The 22,000-nt window shown below is 41.4% G+C and carries 15 protein-coding genes; 10 read left to right on the forward strand and 5 right to left on the reverse strand.

Annotation, left to right across the window (positions count from 1 at the left end; translation table 11 throughout):
• Positions 1-34: 34 nt before the first annotated feature.
• Complete coding sequence (locus AB9K32_RS11335; RefSeq protein WP_369885222.1) at positions 35-2,098, forward strand: DUF11 domain-containing protein; 2,064 nt, start codon at positions 35-37, stop codon at positions 2,096-2,098.
• 48 nt (positions 2,099-2,146) lie between these two features.
• Here AB9K32_RS11335 and AB9K32_RS11340 read toward each other — a convergent pair whose 3' ends face one another.
• The 5 genes from AB9K32_RS11340 to AB9K32_RS11360 form a co-directional block, all read right to left on the reverse strand.
• A complete protein-coding gene (locus AB9K32_RS11340; RefSeq protein WP_369885223.1) occupies positions 2,147-4,351 on the reverse strand; it encodes a PepSY domain-containing protein in 2,205 nt (734 codons plus the stop codon).
• 9 nt (positions 4,352-4,360) lie between these two features.
• The gene (locus AB9K32_RS11345; RefSeq protein WP_369885224.1) at positions 4,361-4,846 is read right to left on the reverse strand and encodes a DUF2271 domain-containing protein; all 486 of its coding nucleotides are present in this window, start codon (positions 4,844-4,846) and stop codon (positions 4,361-4,363) included.
• 1 nt (position 4,847) lies between these two features.
• On the reverse strand, positions 4,848-6,347 hold the full coding sequence (locus AB9K32_RS11350; RefSeq protein WP_369885225.1) for an ankyrin repeat domain-containing protein: 1,500 nt from the start codon (positions 6,345-6,347) through the stop codon (positions 4,848-4,850).
• 7 nt (positions 6,348-6,354) lie between these two features.
• A complete protein-coding gene (locus tag AB9K32_RS11355) occupies positions 6,355-7,260 on the reverse strand; it encodes a DUF6607 family protein (RefSeq protein ID WP_338194132.1) in 906 nt (301 codons plus the stop codon).
• Positions 7,261-7,486: 226 nt separating this feature from the next.
• On the reverse strand, positions 7,487-8,194 hold the full coding sequence (locus tag AB9K32_RS11360) for an arylesterase (protein WP_369885226.1): 708 nt from the start codon (positions 8,192-8,194) through the stop codon (positions 7,487-7,489).
• A gap of 35 nt (positions 8,195-8,229) precedes the next feature.
• Between AB9K32_RS11360 and AB9K32_RS11365 the strand changes: the two genes are divergently transcribed.
• The 9 genes from AB9K32_RS11365 to AB9K32_RS11405 all read left to right on the forward strand — a co-directional run bounded on the left by AB9K32_RS11365 (position 8,230) and on the right by AB9K32_RS11405 (position 21,984).
• Positions 8,230-8,910 (forward strand): ABC transporter ATP-binding protein, encoded by a 681-nt coding sequence (locus AB9K32_RS11365; protein ID WP_369885227.1) that lies wholly within the window; start codon positions 8,230-8,232, stop codon positions 8,908-8,910.
• The gene (locus AB9K32_RS11370; RefSeq protein WP_369885228.1) at positions 8,910-11,447 is read left to right on the forward strand and encodes an ABC transporter permease; all 2,538 of its coding nucleotides are present in this window, start codon (positions 8,910-8,912) and stop codon (positions 11,445-11,447) included. Before AB9K32_RS11365 ends, AB9K32_RS11370 begins: the two co-directional genes overlap by 1 nt.
• Before the next feature lie 410 nt (positions 11,448-11,857).
• Positions 11,858-12,412 carry an RNA polymerase sigma factor gene (locus AB9K32_RS11375; RefSeq protein ID WP_224834908.1) on the forward strand — a complete coding sequence of 185 codons (555 nt, stop codon included), beginning with the start codon at positions 11,858-11,860 and terminating at the stop codon, positions 12,410-12,412.
• A gap of 155 nt (positions 12,413-12,567) precedes the next feature.
• On the forward strand, positions 12,568-13,734 hold the full coding sequence (locus AB9K32_RS11380) for a FecR family protein (RefSeq protein WP_369885229.1): 1,167 nt from the start codon (positions 12,568-12,570) through the stop codon (positions 13,732-13,734).
• A gap of 70 nt (positions 13,735-13,804) precedes the next feature.
• Complete coding sequence (locus tag AB9K32_RS11385; RefSeq protein WP_252079320.1) at positions 13,805-17,332, forward strand: TonB-dependent receptor; 3,528 nt, start codon at positions 13,805-13,807, stop codon at positions 17,330-17,332.
• A 17-nt stretch (positions 17,333-17,349) separates the two neighbouring features.
• On the forward strand, positions 17,350-18,729 hold the full coding sequence (locus AB9K32_RS11390) for a RagB/SusD family nutrient uptake outer membrane protein (RefSeq protein ID WP_369885230.1): 1,380 nt from the start codon (positions 17,350-17,352) through the stop codon (positions 18,727-18,729).
• 208 nt (positions 18,730-18,937) lie between these two features.
• On the forward strand, positions 18,938-19,825 hold the full coding sequence (locus AB9K32_RS11395) for a PIG-L deacetylase family protein (protein WP_224834904.1): 888 nt from the start codon (positions 18,938-18,940) through the stop codon (positions 19,823-19,825).
• Positions 19,826-19,882: 57 nt separating this feature from the next.
• Entirely contained in the window at positions 19,883-21,139 is a 1,257-nt protein-coding gene (locus AB9K32_RS11400; protein WP_224834903.1) for an MFS transporter, read from the forward strand.
• A complete protein-coding gene (locus tag AB9K32_RS11405; RefSeq protein ID WP_369885231.1) occupies positions 21,139-21,984 on the forward strand; it encodes an ROK family protein in 846 nt (281 codons plus the stop codon). Before AB9K32_RS11400 ends, AB9K32_RS11405 begins: the two co-directional genes overlap by 1 nt.
• Positions 21,985-22,000: the final 16 nt, after the last annotated feature.

Here is a 22,000-nt window from a genome sequence, read left to right on the forward strand (position 1 = left end):
GCTAGTATTTATTTTGTGTCAAGAATATAGAAAAATGAGGTTTAGAAAAACGATTGCGATACTGTGTTTTATGATGGCAAACTGGTCGTTCGCACAATTGAGCGACCTCCATTATTTGCCACCTTTGCGACAAGGACAAAATAATGGTGCCATACAACAGCAATCGGTGTACCTGTCAACACCCGAAACAACTCCATTCACGGTAAATGTATATCGGGGAACCAGTGGAACGCCGATAACTTCTTTCACGATTTCGAATGCAAGTTCTGGGCTGTACAATTTGCCCAATGGAAACAACAATATCACTTTAGTGGATGATGGCAATACAGGAGTGGTACTCACCAATGGAGGATTACGATTTATTGCACCGGGCGGGAACAAATTCTATGTAAACTATCGCGGAAGGTCCGGTTCGCAAGCCGCTTCTTTAACATCGAAAGGGCGAGCAGCTTTGGGAACTAGCTTTAAGTGGGGCGGGGTGCCCAACTTGGGAACCCATGTGTCAAAATCCAACACTTTGGGCATTATGGCCACGGAAGATAATACGACCATAGATATTTTTGGTTACGACCCTAATTGCGAATTTAGAGTGGGTTCCAATCGAGCAGGAATTACCGCGGACAGCTATCAAATTGTGTTGGATGCCAACGAATCTTTTGTTTTTGAGACCTATATCGGAAACAATGCGACCCAGGCCCATGAAGATGGGTGGATAGGGGCATCTATTGTATCCGACAAGGATATTGTGATCAGTAACGGATCCTTGAACTATGGACGGCAAGCCAATAGCAGCAACCGTGATGCAGGAATAGATCAGCCCGTGCCCGAAAACAGACTTGGTAAAGAATATGTTTTTGTAAGAGGAAATGGAAGCACCAATGGAGCAACAGAGTTCCCATTGATCATCGGTACCCAAAACAATACGGAAATTTATGTGAATGGTTCGGTAACACCGATTGCAACCATTAACAATGGGGATTATTTTGAAATACCCAGTGGCAATTATTCCTCAAATACGGTCGGCGCCAATATGTTTGTTAGAACCTCCAAAGATGTTTACGCTTACCAATGTATGGCAGGCTCAAGTGCAGTATATACCCAAGGATTGAACTTTGTGGCGCCCGTTAACTGCCTTATGACCGATACCATGGACAATATTCCGGATATCCGAGATGCGGCAGGTATTAACGTATCAGGTGGTATTACGGTCATTGCATCTACCGCTACACCAGATAGTAATATTGTAGTTTCCGATGCAAGTGGAACCGTAGGATTACCTTCGGCCAACACGGTGGCCGGAAGCTCTGACTGGAAAACCTTTTACATACCCAACCTCAATGGAGATGTCAGTGTTCAGTCAACCGGGCCTATTGCCGTTGGATTTTTTGGGTTTAATGGAGCAAGAGGTATTGCAGGTTATTATTCAGGTTTTGATACAGCACCGGATGTAAATTTACAGATAACAGGTAATTATTGCTTGCCCGGTGCCTCATTGGGGATTGCCAGTGGGGAAACCTTTGATGCCTACCAATGGTACGGGGACGGAGCTCTGATTCCCGGTGCAACCTCGGCAACATATAATGCCAGTATGGCGGGAGATTATTATTTGCGGGTGACCAGGGGACCATGTACCTACGATTCCAATACGATCGAAGTATACTATTGCGATGCCGATATTGTTCTCGATAAATCTACGGTCGATGTTTCCGTGAATGAAGGAGATCTTGTCACATTCGATATTTCGGTGGAAAGTTTAGGGCACGATCCTGTTACCAATCTACAAATAACAGATTTATTGCCCACAGGTCTGGATTTTGTGTCCGCGAGTGTATCCAAAGGATCGTTCAGTTACCCCAATTGGAATGTAGGCACCATGAGTAGAGGCGAACTGGTGACCATGACGTTGGTAGCGAAGACCCGATTGGATAATATTTACAATGCATCCGTAACCTACACCAATACCATTACCAATTCACAAGATCAAACAGATGGCAACATCACGACAGATAATCCATCAGTGGATGTTCAGGTCAATCGGATTGCTCCAACATCGGTAATTACCAACCGGAGAATTACCGTTCGCGTAAACCGAAATTGACGGTTTCAACGAACGTGCCTTTTGATCAAAAGTAGGCAGGAAATGCAATCAATAACAATCCATTCTTAATTGTCCATTGCTTTGGAGTAGATCAAGGTCCAGCTCAGTGTGTTCCAGAAGTATGGATTCCAAAACATCCAGCACTTGTCTTTGCATGGCCAAGGAACCACAGATCATAATACAACCGCCATCTTTTATAGTTTTCAAGATATGGTCTTCTTGTTTGGAAAGCATGTCCTGAACGTACATCTTATTTTCCTCTCTCGAGTAAGCGATATATTGGGCAATATTGGTATTGTGCCCGATGTTATTTTCTATATACTCACAGTATAAATCTGTGGAAGATGTATAACGCACCCCCCAGAGTAGGCTGATTTTAATAGTATTGTGTTGGTGGATCATTCCCAAAAATGGTGCAATCCCCGTTCCATTTGCAATGAGAATGGCGGAAGGTGTTTTTTTAGGAAAATGAAAGTGTGGATTTTTGTCGATACTTGCCATCAGGGTGCTTCCTTGCTCCAATTCGGATAGAAAGGTTGAACAAAGGCCGAAATCATGCTTTTTAATACTTAAAACAATGTCTTTTCCAATTTTAGCTACCGAATACTGTCGGGCAATATCGGAACCCTTGGGGTAAATGGACAACAGATCGCCAGAAGTACAATCAACCCTGTTTTTGGGCCTCAGCCTGAGTAAAAAGGTATCATCAATGTTTAAATCCGAGCGGTGGACGACGTCAAAAGGGACAAGTTTGATTTTTTTCTGTTTTTTTGAAGCGGGTCGTAGAGAAAATTCAATTTTTGAGGCTTTGCTCCACTCCTTTGCCCAGTCATTAAACGTAGAGAACGCAGCATTATTTATTTTTTGAAGCGGCAAAAGAGGTGTAAAGTTTTCCCGATGGTTAAGGGCATTGTCCACTTCAATGGCATATTTGCAATAATCAGGATATTCGGTAGAGCCAAAACCAACAACCGAATAGTTCAGGTCTTTAGGTTGATGCACTGATTTTATCCTACCCAGAAATTTTCTGGCATTGGTCGGGGAATCGCCCTCACCATAGGTAGAGGTCAAAATAATAATGTGCTCTGCGTTTTGGAATGTGGTGTAATGGTTCAACTCGGTAAGGTAGACTTTTTTATTGGTCGAACTCATTGATCGGTATAATTGCAGTGCAAAATCGTAGGTGGTTCCGGTTTCCGAGCCCACCAAAATTATAATCTCGCTCTCATCCTTATCCGGCATTTGATCTAAAGTAATGTGCTTTTTACCACGTTTTATCCGTTTTACCGACATCACAGCCCCGGAATAGATAAAAAACAAGATCGAAGCGCTTGCCAAAAGTAGGACCAAAGACCACACAAAACTGCCCTCTCCCGTATGCAGGTTAAAACTCACCCTGGAAGCTAAGGCCACAAAAGGATAGGAAGCACTGGCGACTATGTCGCCAGTTTCTTGGTTTACCTGGATTTCTTCGTACTTTAGTGAGATTTGGTAAAACTCTTCCGGATCCTCGGAGAAAGGAAACTCTACCATTCTAACATCCTGAAGTGTTGTGTTTTTGAAGAAAGGGATATTTAGAACACTATTGTATTTGTTCTGGGACCGGATTTTCTGTTCTACCCAATGTTTTGTGCTGGTGTCCGGAAGTAAATTGAATTTTTCCAACGAAAGATAAACGCCGGTAACGGAAAGGATGATAATCGGGATAAAAAACCATCGACTTAAAATTACATGATAGCGAAGCTCCATATAATCTTGCTGTACCTTGGAGAACAGTTTTTTTATCCCTCCTTGTCGCTTGGCCAACAGCACCAATCCGGTTAGGGCGATCAAGAGCAATAAAAACGAAATTGACCCCACAAAAAACCGCCCAATGCCCTTTAAGAACAGTGAGCGGTGTAAATTGGTGGCAAAACTATAAATGCCAGGTCGGTCTTGAACCATGCCCAGTTGTTCACCCGTTCTTGGATCGATATAAATATCATGTGTTTCCAAATCCATGGTCAGAACCGAGGCCTTTACAAAATGGGATGATTCTACCTCAAAGGAGAAAACCTCCTCATAATTTTGATTAAGTGCATGGATCGTGGTTGCCAGCGAAATTTGGTCCAAATCATTGATTGCATGCCCTTTGGCTTGATGCTGTATAGGTTCCACGGCCAATATTACACCGGTAACGGAAGCAATCAAAAGAAATATGGATGAAACCAGAGCCAATAAAAAATGGCTGTATCGCCAAATGGATATGGTCATAGATCTTTTTTACTGCGCGAGCATTCGCACGTAGCGGATAAATCCTTTGCCCTCTTTCTTGCTTTTCAGGTTATCCGAAGTCAGCTCAAATTGGATGTCATCCATGTAATACTCCTGATCTTCAACGGAAGTCTCAAAGCGAATACGATATCCTTTATCAATTTTATCCTCGGGTATCTGCAAAACGGTAACAGTACGTTCGCCCCCACTTATGGTTTCACCGGAAATACCATCTATATTGGGACGATATTTGCCATAGAACTTCCACCATTCGGGAATTTCACTGTACCATTCACTATCCTTACCTTGGACATAGAGGGTTTGATCATATTCACCATCAGGTTTAAGGAGAGAAACCACCAAATACGCACCTTCACCAGTATAATTGGTCATTTGGATTAGACACTTTACCGTTTTGGTCTGGGTGGGTGCAAAGGCGGTGAACAGTAATCCTGCAAGCATAAGTACAGGAACTAGTTTAATCAATTTTTTCATCTTACTTTAAAAAGGTTAATACGATGTTTTGTTGTTGTAAGAGTTCATTTTCACTGGCCAGATCATAAACCGTTTCCTCAAAGTCGGTCTTGATGTTTATATCGGCACCTTTTGATATCAAATACTTCATTAATTTATCATCATCGGCTTTCATTGCAGCTAAATGCAATGGCGTGAGCCCCTCGGCGTTTTTGGCATTCACGTTGATACCAAGACCATCCAGTTTTTTGGCAAGGGATACGTTATTGTTCTTGGCCGCCAAATGGTACAAGGTATTGCCATCGGCCTGTGCCGTATCGAATACCACATCCTTATTCTCCAACATCTTTCTTTTTTCTTCAAAGGCTGCTATATTTTTGGCGTTATAAGAGGCTGCCCAATAGTAGGCCATTGAATTTCCAGAGTTGTCGCTCAAAGTGGCATCGGCGCCTTTGGAAAGCAAATATTCCACCACTTCGGGAGTGTTGTTTTCCAAGGCGAGCATTAAAGGTGTCTGCCCTTCGTTGTTTTTTGCATTGAAGTTTGAAACATCTGTTGATAGTAGTTTGACCATCTCTATATTGTTTCGGGCAGCAGCATTGATAAACGGAGTAGTACCATTGATATCTTTCTGATTTACATCTGCTCCGGCCGCAAGGAACAAATTAAAAATAGCTTTGTCCTTATTGTTGTAGGCCAAACGGTGAAGAGGCGTATAGCCATCTTGGGTTACCATATTGGGATTTAACCCTAGGTTTTTTAAATACTCATAGACAGATATTGGGTTGCTAAATCCACGCCCTCCTTGTGCTGCAAATAGAAAAGCATTGGCACCTTCCTTGTTTGGTGTTTTATAATCGACCCCTTTTGATATGAGCAAATCAAGGAATTGAGTATTTCCTTTTTTTGCAGCGTAATTAAAAATACCGTTGCCTGATTGGTCTTTACTGTTCAACTGGAATCCTTTATTTAGGAAAAAGTTGAGCTCTTTTTCATTGTTCAGAGCTGCCGCTACCAATAAAAGAAGGTTGGCACCGTTGTCGCTTTTTTCTTCGGTAAGAACTACTCCATGCTTTTCGAACGTATTGTACAGTTCTGGATTTTTTTGACCAGAATTGGCGGCAAAAGCCAAGGGAGTGTATCCATGACTGTCCAAATCGGTCACCGAAGAACCTTTTTCCAGTAAATAATCTACCATCTCAATTTTTCCTGCGTATGCTGCCCAATGGAGATAAATACGGCTATCGTGGGTATTCTTGTCCACGGAATTTCCTTCTAAGGATAACAAATAGGTAATAACCCGGTCGTCCGCTTTTTCCAAAAGGGCGTACACCACTGCATCAAAAGCATTGGCATTGAGCGCCACAGGGTCGTTGCCTTCTTTGATTTTGTTTTTTACGGTTTCAACATCTGGGTTGCTTTTCCAGAAAGCTCTATCAAGTAAAACATTGCTGTTTTGCGCGACCAAGGAAAAGGTAGGCAAGAACAGACCCAATAAAAGTATTTTCTTTAGTGATTTCATGTATTGGTTATTTTACAAAAGCTTCGATGATCTCATCAATTTTGCCTTTTTCGTTGTAGGCCTCTTCATCCAACAAATATTTAAAAAGAACTTTGTTGTCCACTTTGTTCTCTAGTTGCAGATCAGTGTTTCTGCCGTAGACCTCGTCCCATTTGGCGCGAACCATGGCCCATTTTTCTTGGTTTTCCTTCCACCATTTGGCAGCTCCGGCACATCGGCTATCATCTACTTTTACATAGGTATTGTACCCTTTTTCTTTGGCCAAAACAAAGTCTTCTTTCCCCTTTTCACGTATGATCTTTGCGTTGTCCTGTTCGTGCAACCATCCATAATCCGTTATTTCCTGGCGGTTTCCCCTCATGGTCAGATTGTAGTCGCTTCGGGTGGTATATTCTCGACGGGGGAGGGGAGCAGGAGTTGTATTTTCCCAATAGCTTTTTCCATCTACGTGTACCCAGGTGGCGGAACCTTCGTAGCGGGGACTATCATCCACTTGATATACCTTTTGGGTCCACTGACCTTTAACTTCTGCCGGGTCCAATTGTTGGTAGGTCCACTCATTATTGGCGTTGAACTTATACAGGTCGGTATTCTCGAACAACCAATCCTGTCTCCAGTGTTTTACAATGTAGGGCTCATTTGGGTTGCCTACCTGTAATAGGTGTTGTATGGAAATCTTGTTGTCCTCATCAGTAACCAATTGTGCCCACTCCAATCCCTTGTCCACTTTTGTTTTAGAGGGTTTGTATAGGGAATCGTTGGCATAATTAAAGGTTTCGGCAAAGTTAAAAGTAACCTCGTAGCAACCACACATATTCTTAATGGCTTCGCGATCTTTATCTTTTTTTTCGGTTTGAGAAAAAGCATTGGCGGAAATCAAAACAACCAATGCAGAGAACATGATATTTTTCATCAGGAAAGTTTACATTATTTAGTTACGCTGACAAAAATAATTAAATATAATTAATCTAAATAAGAATAGTGGAGCTTTATTTTATTGAAGCGTTTTGTGCCCAAAAATTAGAATTCTAACTCTTGCTATTGAATTGAAAATAAATTGCTTACTACAGTTTTTATTTGGGATGAAATATGTTTGCCTTTCGATTTTTAAGATTTTATCTTTAAAAACAACGAAGGTTTCATAGAATCGGTTGCAGTACTTTCCATACATTTTCGGCAACCAATTTTTGCCCTTTTATGGTTGGGTGAATGCCGTCACTTTGGTTAAGATGGGGGATGCCTGCCACATTTTCCAATAGGAAAGGAATTAAATATATTTCTTCGGATGAGGCCAGTTTTGGAAAGATTTCTTCAAATTCTTTGGTATATTCGGGTCCCATGTTTGGTGGGATTTTCATTCCGGCCAAAATAATCCTTGCGTTTGGCAAGGTTTCCCGGACGGTATCCACCATGCTTTTTAGGTTGGACTCTGTTTCCGACAAGGGAATGCCCCTTAGACCATCGTTGGCACCCAATTCTATAATTACAATATCAATATTTTCTTCGAGAACCCATTCCAATCTGTTTTTTCCACTGGCCGTGGTCTCTCCGCTTAATCCGGCATTGATCACGGCATAATCCAAATCAAGGGAATCTATTTTTTGTTGAATTAAAGTTGGAAAGGCCTGACCCATTTCAAGTCCATAACCTGCGGTTAGGCTATCTCCAAAAAATAAAATTTTTTTATCGGAACCTTCGGTCGTAATCGTTTCGGTTTTTTCAGCTGGATTGTCCTTGATCGCGTCTTTCTTAACGGATTTATCACCACAGCCAATTAAGAGTAAGATCAAAAAATAACAAAACATTAACGGCCTAGGGAAGCTTGGTATTTTCTTGGACTTGTCCATTTTAGTATTTTGAGAGTTTTAACCAAAAACGAGTTATGTCAAAGATATTAAAAGTTCAACACCTCTCTAAAACCTACCGGAGTGGTGAGCAAGATCTTACTGTTCTGAATAATGTGTCTTTTGAAGTGGATGCCGGAGAAAGTTTTGCGATTGTTGGGCCATCCGGAAGTGGAAAAACCACATTGTTGGGACTTTGTGCAGGGCTTGATACTACTGATGAGGGGGAGATTTGGCTTTGTGGCCAAAATTTGTTGAAATTGGATGAGGACGGAAGGGCACGGTTAAGAAATCAGAATGTAGGTTTTGTTTTTCAGGACTTTCAATTATTGCCCACTTTAACGGCTTTGGAAAATGTTATTGTTCCCTTGGAGTTAAGAAGGGTTAAAAAAGCCGCTCAGCAAGGAAAGGAGCTTTTGGTTAAAGTCGGTCTTGGCGATAGGGCCGGACATTATCCTTCACAATTGTCCGGAGGAGAACAACAACGGGTTGCCCTGGCCAGGGCTTTCGCCAACAAACCATCCATTCTTTTTGCGGACGAACCAACAGGAAATTTGGATGATGAGACTGGGACAAAAATAGAGCAATTACTTTTTGAGCTAAACAAAGAACAGGGCACTGCTTTGGTGATAGTGACCCACGATCTGGAACTCGCCAAAAAAACAGATAAGAGCATAAGGCTAAGGTCTGGCAAAATAGAGCAAACTGTAGTTGGGTAATGGGAAACAACAATACTGGGATTTCTTGGTTGGTAAAAATGGCATGGCGAGATGGTAAAGCAAGTTTTGGCAAGCTAATACTGTTCGTTTTTTCCATTACATTGGGAGTGGCAGCTGTGGTCAGTGTATACTCGTTCAGTGGGATTTTAAAAAAGAACATTGCTTCGCAATCTAAATCACTTTTGGGTGCAGACTATTTAATCGAAAGTGATAAACCCGTCAACGATAAGGTACGGGCTATTATAGACTCATTGGGTGGAGCCGACGCCAAGGAAATCAATTTTTTGTCCATGGCCGCTTTCCCCGGTTCCAATGGCACAAAGCTCTTGGAGGTTAGGGGAGTGGAAGGTGGTTTTCCATTTTATGGTGAATTGGAAACAATCCCAAAATCAGCAGCCAAAGATTTTGTGCAGAGTGGAGCATTGGTAGATGCAACCACAATGCTGCAGCTCGATCTAAAAGTAGGGGACAGCATTAAATTGGGCGCGATTACACTCCCTATTGCCGGATCGCTGGAAAATGTTCCAGGAAGCACATCGGTTTTTGGTGCAATTGCACCGCCGGTACTTATACCTTATATATATATAGATGCAACAGGACTGATACAGACAGGAAGTAGAATTGAATACAAATATTACTTTAAGGCCGATGAGAATGAAGACTTGGTATTGTTAAATGACCAACTAGCCCCGGTGCTGGATGCCGAAGAAGCAGACTTGGATACCCATATTTCGGAAGCACGACGTTTGGGCAGACGCTACGAAAACTTTGGCAAGTTTCTGAACCTGGTCGGGTTTATAGCTTTGCTTTTGGGTTGTGTGGGCATAGCAAGTGGCATGGGCATTTATGTTCAAATGAAATTAAGGAGCATAGCCGTACTAAAATGTTTGGGAGCATCAAAAAGGCAGAGTTACTTGATTTTCTTTATACAAATTGCAGCCATGGGTATTGTAGGAGGGTTGTTGGGTACAACGGTCGGTTATCTTCTTCAACAATTGTTCCCGGTACTTTTGGGCGATTTACTGCCTGTGGATGTCGACATTAGCATGTCATATCAAAGTATGGTTCTAGGTGTCGCCTTAGGCTTGGTGATGTCCATTTTGTTTGCATTATATCCGTTGATGAAAACTTTATATGTCTCACCATTGCAGGCATTGCGTGTGGTGGGGGATACAAGGTCGCGTCCAAAAAGGGCTACAATGGCAGTGGGATTGGGCATTGTTCTTTTTGTACTGTGTTTTTCCTATTGGCTGTTGGGCAATTTTGAACGCTCTCTGGCTTTTGTTGGAGGTTTATTGGCCGTGTTTTTGGTCCTAACTGCGGTTGCCCGTGCTTTTATGGCCCTGTTGAAGAAGTTTTTTCCAGATTCGTGGGGTTTTATTCCCCGCCAAAGTTTAAAGAATCTGTTCCGACCGCAAAATCAGACTTTGGTTTTGGTGCTGTCCATAGGTATAGGAACATTTTTGATCAGCACCTTATATTTTACCAAGGATTTGCTTTTGGAAAAAGCCTCCATAGAAGATAGTGCAAACAGCGCAAATATGATTCTTATGGATGTACAGAGCAATCAGGTCAGCGCTATATCCAAAACCATTACGGATTCAGGTTTGCCCGTCATTGATCAAATTCCGATTGTTACCATGAGAGTGGAAAAACTCAACGGAAAACACGTGGAAGAAATTCGCAAGGACACCACGTCTCAAGTCGGTCGGTGGATTCTGAACCACGAATTTAGGGTTACCTACAGAGATATCCTTATCGGCTCGGAAAAAATAACCGAGGGCAGTTGGAGGGGTACGTCCAGTTCAAATACCGATATTCCCATTTCAGTAAGTAGTGACTTTGCACGAATGGCACGGGTAAGCGTCGGAGATCCAGTCGCCTTTAATGTGCAAGGAAGAATTATGGATACCCGGGTGCAAAGTATACGCGAAGTAGATTGGAGCAGGCTACAACCTAATTTTTCTGTGGTATTTCCAAAAGGAGTATTGGAAAATGCACCACAATTTGGCGTAATCACCACAAGAACAAAGACCGATGTGGGTTCGGCAAAGCTACAGCAGCAATTGGTCAAACAATTTCCTAACGTTTCAATCTTGGATTTAAAACGTATCTTAAGTTTGTTGGAAGAAATATTGGGTAAAATAAGCTGGGTCATCAATTTTATGGCATTTTTCAGCATATTTGTTGGTATTGCTGTTCTTATGGGAGCCATATATAGCAGTAAGCACCAACGGGTAAGACAGGGAGCCTTGCTCAGGACTTTGGGTGCCAAAGGTCACCAAATTTTAAAATTGATTGCCATCGAGTATGCTATTTTAGGCTTTTTAGGTGCGTTTATGGGCGTTGTGCTGGCTGTTTTCGGAAGCTCACTTTTGGCATGGGTCTTATTTGATACGGCATTTGCACCATCCTGGATTCCATTTGCAATAATTCTTCCGGCCATTACGTTGTTGGTATTTGTGTTGGGAGTGGCCAATAGTTTAGGAATTGTGAGAAACTCCCCACTTTCGGTTTTAAAGAAGGAAAAGAGTTGATCATAGTTTAAAAACTTAGATGTATTTCCTTTATACTGTGTAGGGACTCGACTTTACCCATTATCTAGATGATTAAAAACTCAGGGGGTTTTCAGGAAATCATAAAAAAAATTGCTCAAAATATTTTTATTAAAGTTTTTTTTATAATTTGTTAACGTTTTTTGGTAGTATTTCAATTGGTTTTTAATCGAATCTAGGAAATAACAGCAACTTTCCTTTATTAAAGATTCTCTCTTTAAAAGAGAATATTAGGCGTCGGTACTTTTTTTGTTGAAAACTTAAAAAGATCCTCATATGGTTTGTTCTAACTGTTCTGTGTTATGTAATGATGATATGTTGAGAATTGGCAAAAAATTGCCCAATGCGAATAATATTTGGATTGTGACATACCTAAAAAGAAAGGTGAAATAATGGGCCAAAAAAGTTTTACAAACGAAACCTACCTCATTGAACAGCTGCAAAATGGCTGTAAAGAGGCCTATGCCCACTTGTTTGGCCTATACCATAGGGAGTTGTGCAATTATATGACTGCAATTTCGGGTAACCAAAAAGCTGCAGAGGATATTGCCCAACAGACTTTCATCAAAATTTGGGACAACAGACGAAAACTTTCCGTTTCCGAAAATAAATTAAAGCGCTATTTATTTAAAATTGCCTATAATTTGTTTATCGACTCACAACGCAAAAAGAAGAAAGAATTTCAACTTTTGGAAAAATTAAAGGACGAAGCCTATTTGGAAATGGCCGAAACCGACAGCTCACTTTTTGAAGAGCGATTGAAAAAAGTAGAGCAAGAGATCGATAATTTGCCCGAACAATGCAAAAAAGTGTTCATTATGAGCAAAAGGGAAGGATTAAAATATCGGGAAATCTCGGAACAACTTCAAATATCCATTAAAACAGTAGAGGTGCACATGGCCAAGGCCATGAAACGACTTAGGGCACAATTGACTGTTTTTTTATAATTATTTACTTCTCAAATGTCTGATTACTGGGATTTTATAGTCAATAAAACCCTTCTTTAATCATGGATTTCACATTTTAAATGTTAAAATTTTAAGTCCTTGTAAGGGTTTTTTAAAAATCTTGCGTCTCTTTTAAAAGTGACAATAATACTCAGATGACCAAGATTGATATCAGACGAATAATTACAAGGTACATCAACCAAGAAGCTTCGCAGGACGAATTGACGATTTTGTTCGAATGGATCCAAAAGGGAAATAATGCAGAAGTGTTCAAAAAGTTGGTGCAGGCAGATTTTTTGGTCAAGTACGAAGATAAGCCTTGGGCTACCGAAGCTGCTTTTGAAAGTTTCTTGGATACCATTAAAGAAAAAGAAAACAGAAAGATCAGGTCGTTGTTTGTGCGAGAGCATGTTTGGAAGTATGCTGCCGTGATCATGATTGTTTTAGGTTCCTCACTGTACTTTTTGCTCAATCAGAACCCGTTGGGGGACATTCAGGTGAATTTAGACCCCAATCAAATTACCATACAATTGGATAATGGTGAGATTTTGACCATTGATCCAGAAACCAATGCTACGGTAAAAAGTAAAAAGGGCAATACGGTAGTATCTTTTGTAAATGGAGTTTTGAGTCAAACCGAAGAAGGTGAGAACAAAGGAGAGGTTGCTCATAATACCATTAGGGTTCCTTACGGCAAAAACCTTTCCGTTACGTTGCAAGACGGTTCCGTGGTGATGTTGAATTCTGGTTCAAGCCTTACGTATCCTTCCAGTTTTGAAAACTTGGACAAACGGGAAGTTGCCCTAAACGGAGAGGGCTATTTTGAAATAGCGAAAAACCCCGAAAAACCTTTCATAGTTAAAACAGAAACTATGTACACTCAGGTTTTTGGAACGGTATTTAATGTTTCCGCCTATAAGGAAGATGGTCCAAGCGAAGTGGTGTTGGTAGAAGGGTCAGTTGGTGTTGGTGAGCTTAATGGTTTGGTAAACAGCGATTTACAAATGATAGTGCCATCGCAAAAAGCTACCAAATCCAAAGGAGAGGGCTTTATCGTGGAACATGTGGATGTGTCCTCATATATATCGTGGACCAAGGGAATATTGGCTTTTGAAAATGAATCCATGGCACAGATCATAAATCGTTTACAGCGTCAGTACGATATAAAAATCGTAAATCAATATAGAGAATTGGGAGAGCGGAGATTTACGGGTATGTTCGATGAGGAATCAATAGATAATGTGCTCAGAACCATACAGGCACATACCCATTTTAAATACGAAGTTGAAGGAAATACGATAACAATAAAAAAGAACAAATAAGAATAGTGCCTATGATGTGAAAACCTTTAGAAACCAAAAAACTTAAATTACTAACTAGACTAATTCAATTATGAAAAAAACCAAGACTATATGTGCCATAGTTCCTAAACTCGGGCAAAAATTGCTTTATGGATTTTTCCTGCTCTTTATGTTTGGGCAAGTCAATGCAGCGTCTTGCGCGCAATATGATAAAGTGGCCGCGAACTTTGATGACACACGATTGAGTGATGTGTTCGAAACCATCACAGAAACAACAGGTTATAAGTTCTTTTATGAGGCCACCGAGGTCAACATAAACCGAAAAGTAACCGTAAACGGTGCAAATCTTTGCATCGAGGATTTCTTAAAAGAGGTATTTAAAGGTACCGACCTTTCTTTTGAGATCATTGCTAGACAAATAGTGGTGAAAAAGAAAGAAAAGACTTTGAAAAGCCTAGTTCCACAAAAGAAGATCAATGCTGAAAACCCACCACAGTCCAACTTAACCGGGGTTGTATTGGATAATGCAGGAATTCCGTTGGCAGGAGCTACCATTATAGCAAAGGGTACCACGGTTGGGGCTACTACGGATTTTGATGGTAATTTCGAAATTACCATGCCATCCGGTGTAACGGTAATCAGAGTTACCTACATTGGTTTTAAGGCAAAAGAAGTCGATGTTGCCGGACAAACTTCCGTTAATATCACCCTGGAACAAGATGCTGCCGCTCTAGAAGAGGTAGTAGTTGTTGGATACGGTACATTGGCAAAGAAAAAAGTAACCGGGTCTGTGGTTTCCATTACTCCGGAAACCATAACCGAAGTACCGGCTCTGACTCCGGAAAGCGCCCTTATTGGACAAGTAACAGGTGTTCAGGTGCAAGAAGTTTCTGGTGAACCAGGTGCTGCACCGAATATTCGAGTTAGGGGGTCGGGATCTATTTCTGCGGGAAACGATCCATTGTTCGTGGTAGATGGGATTCCTATTTCGAGAAACCTTACATCATCTAGTCAATTGGGTGGGGTGGCAAGCCAAAGAGCTGCGTTTCAGCCTCCTACAATTAACCCATTGGCAACCTTGAACCCAAATGATATTGAGTCTATCCAAGTATTGAAAGATGCAAGTGCCGCTGCCATTTATGGTTCAAGAGGTGGTAACGGTGTTCTTTTGATCACTACAAAAAAAGGATCTAACAATGATGAAGGAGTTTTTTCCTTTGATTCTTATGTGAGTATTCAATCGGTAGCCAACAAATTGGATTTGATGAATGCCGAGGAACTCATAGATTTTACGAGAGATGCAAGAAACAATGCGTATCTTCAGGATGTTCCGGGAGCATCTGTCGATGATCCGATCGGTCCTGGTGATAGAGGAAATGCTAATTATGAGATGCCGGAATCATTCCTTAACTGGGATGGAACCGATACCGATTGGCAAGATATTATGTTCAAGACAGGGGTAGTGCAGAGCTATAACTTTTCCTATGCATCACCGGTAAGAAATAAAACTAGTTTTTACGCTTCTACAGGATATTTTTCGCAGACTGGTATTATTGACAAGGCCAAGTTTGAAAGATATTCCGTATTGTTGAACGTAAATTCCCAATTAACGGAAAAACTGAACCTTGACCTAAGATTGGCTCCTACGGTGACAGAGAACCAAAGGGTTCCGGCAAATTCACCATATTTTGGAACACCTCCTGGAATTGTATATTCCGGTATAGTTCACTCGCCAACAGTTGCTCCATACAATCCCGATGGAACAATCAACCAGCTGAACAACCAGTCTTATTTAGGAGGAGGTACAACTACAGCGAGTAACCCATTGGCCATTATTGAAGCGGTGGATGATCAAATATTCCAGTTTCAAACAAGAGGTAATCTTGCCTTGACCTATGATATTCTTCCGGAATTAAGCTTCAAGACCTTTGGTGGGGTTTACATCAACCTATACAACCAAGATTTTTACAGGGCCAGTACATTGTTATATCGTAATTCGGCAGATGGGAATCCATACGGACAAGCATCTTCTTCTACGGAGACCAACTGGTTGTGGGAGAACACCTTGAACTGGACCAAGGAGTTCGGCGATCACTATATAGACGCAGTAGTTGGTTATACAGCGCAAAAGGACAATGTACACCTGAAAAGTGTTTTGGCCAATAATTATCCGGACGATCTTGTGCCGACCGTTAGTGGTGGACAGGTGTATGGCGGTACTGCCATTAAAGAGCAGTGGTCTTTATTGTCCAGCTTGTTTAGGGTGAATTATAGTTACAAGGATAAATATTTGTTTACTGGAACTTTCCGTTCCGATAAATCTTCTCGTTTTGGTAAAAACAACCAAACAGGATACTTCCCTTCCTTTTCTTTGGGATGGAGATTGAACGAAGAGGACTTTTTGGCGGATTCAGAAACTATATCCGAACTTAAATTGCGTGCCAGCTGGGGACAAACAGGTAACTTTGAGATTCCGAATTATGGGGCTGTTGGTCTTTTATCGCCTCAGAACTATAACCTTGGAGGAAACCAAATCAATGGTCTTGTACAGAGCACAATTCCAAACCCAAACCTAACTTGGGAAAAATCCGAGCAAATAGATTTAGGTATAGAATTAGGGTTGTTCAACAACAGAGTTTTCCTTTTGGCCGATTACTACGACACTAAAACAAGGGATTTGTTGCTTAACGTGGCCATTTCTTCAGTTTCTGGTTTCGAGACCACTTTAAGAAATTTGGGAGAAGTACAAAACAGAGGTTTTGAACTTGCTTTGAGCACCAAGAACTTTGTAGGTGAGGATTTTACTTGGAATACCGATGTTAATTTCTCCACCAACAAAAACGAAGTACTTTCCCTGAACGAGGGCAATGAGCCTATTTATTCTTCAGGTAGTGCGGGTGTACGACACGTAACCAGGGTAGGAGATCCTATAGGTAGCTACTATGGTTATGTAGTGGACGGAGTATATCAATCCCAAGCTGAGATTGATGCTGCACCATTCGATACACAAGCGCCCGATCCAGCACCTGGGGATTTCCGATTCAAGGATATCGATGGTGACGGAGAGATCACTCCAGATGATAGAACCGTAACAGGAAGTTACTTTCCGGATTTTAACTGGGGTATTAACAACAGGCTGACCTACAAGAACATCGATTTCAGTTTCTTGATTCAAGGTGTGGAAGGCAATGAAATTCTAAACCTGACTTCAAGACACATGAAGAACGGTGAGGCCAACTTTAACTCCTATGCCATATTCAATGACCGTTGGATATCGGAATCCCAGCCAGGAAGCGGTTCTGTGCCAAGGGCGGATAGGGTATCCGGAAATCACGGTAACAACAATAGACCTTCTTCTTTTCAAGTAGAGGACGGTTCTTATGTTCGATTAAGAAATGTAACCTTGGGTTACACTTTGCCGACCGATAAGTTTTTTGGAAGCAAAATTCAGAAACTTAGGTTCTATGTTACGGGAACAAACCTCTTTACCATTACCGATTACCTCGGTTATAACCCAGAGGTTAGTAGCATTACCACGAATAGTTTAACCCCTGGGGAGGACTATGGAGCATTTCCATTGGCTAAATCCTTTACCTTGGGCGTAAACCTTAAGTTCTAACCTAAAAACTGAGAAAAATGAAACGAATTCTATATATAATGCTATGCACGGCACTATTTACCGGGTGTAGTGAAGATTTTACCGATCTAGCACCAATTTCCAATAGGAACGAGGCGGACTTCTATAACACTGCGGAAGATTTTGAAGCCGCTGTTACCGCCAGTTATGCCGGTCTTCAAAGCACTGGTGTATATGGTAGAGGGTATTGGACCATGTTCGAGATGCGAAGCGATAATACAGATCAAGGTCCGGATGCTACCGGATTGGCACGTCAGTATACCGAAATAAATGCATTTACCGAAGACGCCTTGAACGAGCAGGTTACCTCTGCATGGAGCGAATCTTACAGGGTAATAGCCAATTGTAACGTTATCTTGGATCGTATTCCAAATGTTGAGTTGGACGCAGCACTTAGTGATCAACTTGCTGGTGAAGCATTGTTTATTCGATCTTTAATGTATTACCATTTGGCAATCGGTTTTGGCAATATTCCCTTGCAGTTGACCCCATTTGTGGCTGGAGACGAGCTTACGCAAGTGGACGAAACTACAGTGCTACAACAATTGGTCACCGACTTGACCACTGCAGAACAAGGTTTGCCAGTATCCTACAGCGGAAGCGAAGTGGGTAAAGCGACCAAGGGAGCTGCAGCAACATTGTTGGCCAAAGTATTGTTGACATTGGGCGAAAATTCCGCCGCAGAAACCGTGCTCAGAAGAATCATTGCCAACTATGGTTACGAATTAGTACCAAATTATTCGGATCTATGGGGCGTGTCCAACGAGAACAATGTAGAGTCCATTTTCGAAGTGCAGTATATCAGTGGAGGAATTGGTCAAGGTAGTTTGTTTACCAACGATTTTTCACCAAGTACCGATCTGCAGACCGGATCTGGTTTTGGTAGAAACCGTCCAACGCAATCTATGATGGATGCTTACGAAGATGGAGATTTGAGATATGATGTTTCCATGGCAGCTACTTACGAAAACCTTGAAGGTGAAACCGTTGAGCAGCTACATGTGAAGAAATATCAATCAGATTTGGCCATAGAAAACGATTCTGATATCAATTTTGTGGTGTTCCGTTATGCCGATGTATTGTTGATGCTTGCCGAAGCCTTGGGTGAAACATCGGAAAGCTACGATTTGATAAATGAAGTTAGAAATAGAGCAGGATTGGCAGATATCGATGCATCCAGCCCAGGAACTTTTGAAGAAAAGTTGTTGCAGGAAAGAAGAGTTGAACTCGCATTTGAGAACCATCGATGGGCAGACCTTAAACGTTTCAATGCAACGGATAAGGTAATTGATGCAGAGGACTTTATAACAGGCACAAGAGAATATTTCTATATCCCACAAAGGGAGATGGACATCAATCCAAATTTTGTGCAAAACTAAAGATCGACAACGAAGTATTCGTGAGTTTATGTTTTGTTTTCATTCATTAAGTTAGTTTGTTTGATCGGTCCCAAACCATGGATTACCTACTTATACCTATGGACGATCAACTAACTTAAAGTGTTGAAAAAGAACAGTGTAGTTGCTTTTTTATAAAGCGACCAGAAACAGAATTGTAAAATAATAACCTAATAAATAAAATAGTAAGATGAGAAAGTTAATTATGGCTGTTTGCTTATGCTTTGCCGTGGCAACATTGCAGGCACAACAAAAAAAAGTGTTGAATATTCTGGCCATCGGAGCACACCCGGATGATTGTGATTCCAAATTTGGTGGAACTGCAGCTTTGTTCGCTAAAATGGGACACAATGTAAAGTTCCTATCGTTGACCAATGGTGATGCAGGCCACCATGCAATGGGAGGTGGTATTTTAGGCAAAAAGCGAAGACAAGAATCTGTAAATGCCGCTAAGGCATTGGGCATTGCAGAGTACGAAGTATTGGACAATCACGATGGTGAATTGTTGCCTACTTTAAATGTTCGTTTGGAGGTAATCCGCAGAATACGTGATTGGAACGCAGATATTGTTTTGGGCCTTAGACCCAACGATTATCACCCAGACCATAGAAATGCAGGTTCAGTGGTACAAGATGCAGCTTACATGAACATAGTTCCCAATGTAGCTCCCGATACCCCACCACTAAAAAAGAACCCGGTATTCCTTTACATGAGCGATCATTTCCAAAAGCCTTATCCATTCATAAAGGATATAGCGGTAATTGTGGACGATGTAATCGATGTAAAAGTAAAAGGTTTGGCAGCTCACGATTCCCAGATGTTCGAATGGTTGCCTTGGACAAGAGGTGTAGACCTTTCTACCATACCAACAGAGGAAAAAGCAAGATTGGCATGGCTAAAAGAAAGATGGATGGACAGAAAACCGGATGCAAGCACATTGGAAGCTGTTAAAAAATGGTACCCAAATGTAGATGTGTCAAAAGTTAAACAAGTAGAGGTTTTCGAAATTTGTGAATACGGAAAGCAACCTACCGAAGAGGAAATCAAAGAAATGTTCCCAATGTTGGGTTCTAAATAAGAAAATAGGCATTGACCACCCAGGAAAAATCCAAGTGTAATTAACCAACCAATTAAAATGGAGAACAGCAAGCCCACGACCAAAAGGTATATACATATTATAGGCTTGGTAATGATCGTATTTTTTGTGATATCGTTCATTACTAATATCCTTAATTCGATTATCGTTGATGTAAAGGACAGTTTTGACCTTAGTCTTACATTGACAGGATTATTGCCTTTCACCTTTTTTATAGCATATGGGATTATGTCCATACCAGCCGGGTTTTTATCAGAAAAATACAGTGAACGGACACTACTATCCGTTTCATTTTTGGTCATGGCGCTTGCTTCCCTGGGTTTTGCCCTATTACCGCAATACGCTGTTTTTAGTATTACCCTTTTTGTATTGGGTTGTTGTATGGCCGTATTACAGGTAATTATCAATCCAATGTTGCGCGTAGCGGGTGGCGAAGAGCATTTTGCCTTCAACTCGGTACTGGCACAATTGGTATTTGGTGCAGCCTCCTTTTTAAGTCCCTATTTGTACAAATATTTGGTGAGCAAGGACAACACGGACGATACCTTGGCAGAAACATTGCGCGGATGGGTCCCACAAGATTTACCATGGGCCTCATTGTATATCGTTTTTGCAGCAATCGCGTTGATCTTGTTCTTTTATGTATTCTTTACCAAGTATCCGAAGTTTGAAAAAACGGAAGAGGAAAAAGCTGGGGACCGTAGTTCTTACTGGGACCTTTTAAAAAATAAATGGACCATACTTTACTTCCTGGGAATATTTTGTTACGTGGGAACGGAACAAGGGGTGGGTAACTGGATATCACAGTTCCTAAGTCAATATCACGGACTGGATCCACAAACGGTAGGTGCGAATACAGTATCCTATTTCTGGGCCATGTTGACCGTAGGCTGTTTACTGGGCTTGTTATTGCTTAAGTTTATGGATAGCCGAAAACTCTTGATTTTGGCCACGTCCATTACCATAGTATGCTTGGTGGTGGCACTTACCGGTTCCGCCCAAATGGCATTGATCGGCTTCCCAATGGTAGGCTTCTTTATCTCTGTAATGTATTCCATAATATTCTCATTGGCCTTGAATTCGGTCAAGGAACATCATGGATCATTATCCGGAATTTTATGTACCGGTATAGCTGGTGGAGCAGTAATACCTTTCATAGTTGGAGGGCTAGGGGAAATCATGTCCCTACAATCGGGAATGTTCTTTCTGATCATTCCTTTGGGCTTTATCCTATCTATCGGATTTTGGGCCAAACCTTTAGTAAACAATAAAACCATCAGCTTAAAGAAAGACTAGTGGCAGAAGAAACACGAACAGTTTTGGGAGTGGATATCGGAGGAACCAAGATCAAAACAGGCAGGGTTTTGGGAACACAAGTGGAACGGACAGGTTTTTCCATGGTGGATAAAAATGATTCCCTGGAAACTTCACTGGCCAAATTATACGAAACCATTGAAGAAGTGATGAACGACTCCGTTACCGCCATTGGCGTAGGTGTGCCGGCAGTGGTCGACGCAGATTCCGGCGTGGTGTTCGATGTACAGAACATTCCATCTTGGAAAAAAGTACCATTAAAGCAATTCTTACAGGATAAGTTCAATGTACCGGTTTTCTTAAACAACGATGCCAATTGTTTTGCATTGGGAGAAAAGCATTTTGGAAAAGCTACCGATTATAAAAATTGTGTAGCCCTTTCCTTGGGAACCGGTCTCGGTATGGGAATCATAATAGAAAATAAATTGTACAACGGAGTTTTGTGTGGTGCAGGGGAAGTTGGAATGCTATCGTACAAAGATGGAATTTTGGAACAGTACACGGGCAGTTTCTTTTTTGAAGATGCCTATGGTACATCTGCAAGAATTCTCTACGCAAAAGCTTTGGAAAATGATATAAAAGCTATCGCTGCCTTTAAAGAATATGGTATGCATCTGGGCGAAGCGATAAAGAACATATTGTATTTGTTTGCTCCGGAAGCCATAATTCTAGGTGGCTCCATAAGTAAAGCCCATCCTCTATTTAAATCCGCATTGGATGATGCGCTCAAAACATTCGCATACCAAAAGCAATTAGAAAATTTTAAAATAGAAATCTCGGATCTGGTGGATTCGCCCATCTTGGGTGCTGCTGCACTTTGTCTTTAAAAAAATAACCTTACTG

The organism is Allomuricauda sp. XS_ASV26 (genome assembly GCF_041224615.1).
In the GTDB taxonomy this organism is placed as follows: Bacteria; Bacteroidota; Bacteroidia; order Flavobacteriales; family Flavobacteriaceae; genus Flagellimonas; species Flagellimonas alginolytica.

Excerpts from the sequence above, each read along its gene's own strand:
- AB9K32_RS11335 (WP_369885222.1), top strand. The coding sequence starts at position 35 with ATGAGGTTTAGAAAAACGATTGCGATACTGTGTTTTATGATGGCAAAC.
- AB9K32_RS11340 (WP_369885223.1), bottom strand. The coding sequence starts at position 4,351 with ATGACCATATCCATTTGGCGATACAGCCATTTTTTATTGGCTCTGGTT.
- AB9K32_RS11345 (WP_369885224.1), bottom strand. The coding sequence starts at position 4,846 with ATGAAAAAATTGATTAAACTAGTTCCTGTACTTATGCTTGCAGGATTA.
- AB9K32_RS11350 (WP_369885225.1), bottom strand. The coding sequence starts at position 6,347 with ATGAAATCACTAAAGAAAATACTTTTATTGGGTCTGTTCTTGCCTACC.
- AB9K32_RS11355 (WP_338194132.1), bottom strand. The coding sequence starts at position 7,260 with ATGAAAAATATCATGTTCTCTGCATTGGTTGTTTTGATTTCCGCCAAT.
- AB9K32_RS11360 (WP_369885226.1), bottom strand. The coding sequence starts at position 8,194 with ATGGACAAGTCCAAGAAAATACCAAGCTTCCCTAGGCCGTTAATGTTT.
- AB9K32_RS11365 (WP_369885227.1), top strand. The coding sequence starts at position 8,230 with ATGTCAAAGATATTAAAAGTTCAACACCTCTCTAAAACCTACCGGAGT.
- AB9K32_RS11370 (WP_369885228.1), top strand. The coding sequence starts at position 8,910 with ATGGGAAACAACAATACTGGGATTTCTTGGTTGGTAAAAATGGCATGG.
- AB9K32_RS11375 (WP_224834908.1), top strand. The coding sequence starts at position 11,858 with ATGGGCCAAAAAAGTTTTACAAACGAAACCTACCTCATTGAACAGCTG.
- AB9K32_RS11380 (WP_369885229.1), top strand. The coding sequence starts at position 12,568 with ATGACCAAGATTGATATCAGACGAATAATTACAAGGTACATCAACCAA.
- AB9K32_RS11385 (WP_252079320.1), top strand. The coding sequence starts at position 13,805 with ATGAAAAAAACCAAGACTATATGTGCCATAGTTCCTAAACTCGGGCAA.
- AB9K32_RS11390 (WP_369885230.1), top strand. The coding sequence starts at position 17,350 with ATGAAACGAATTCTATATATAATGCTATGCACGGCACTATTTACCGGG.
- AB9K32_RS11395 (WP_224834904.1), top strand. The coding sequence starts at position 18,938 with ATGAGAAAGTTAATTATGGCTGTTTGCTTATGCTTTGCCGTGGCAACA.
- AB9K32_RS11400 (WP_224834903.1), top strand. The coding sequence starts at position 19,883 with ATGGAGAACAGCAAGCCCACGACCAAAAGGTATATACATATTATAGGC.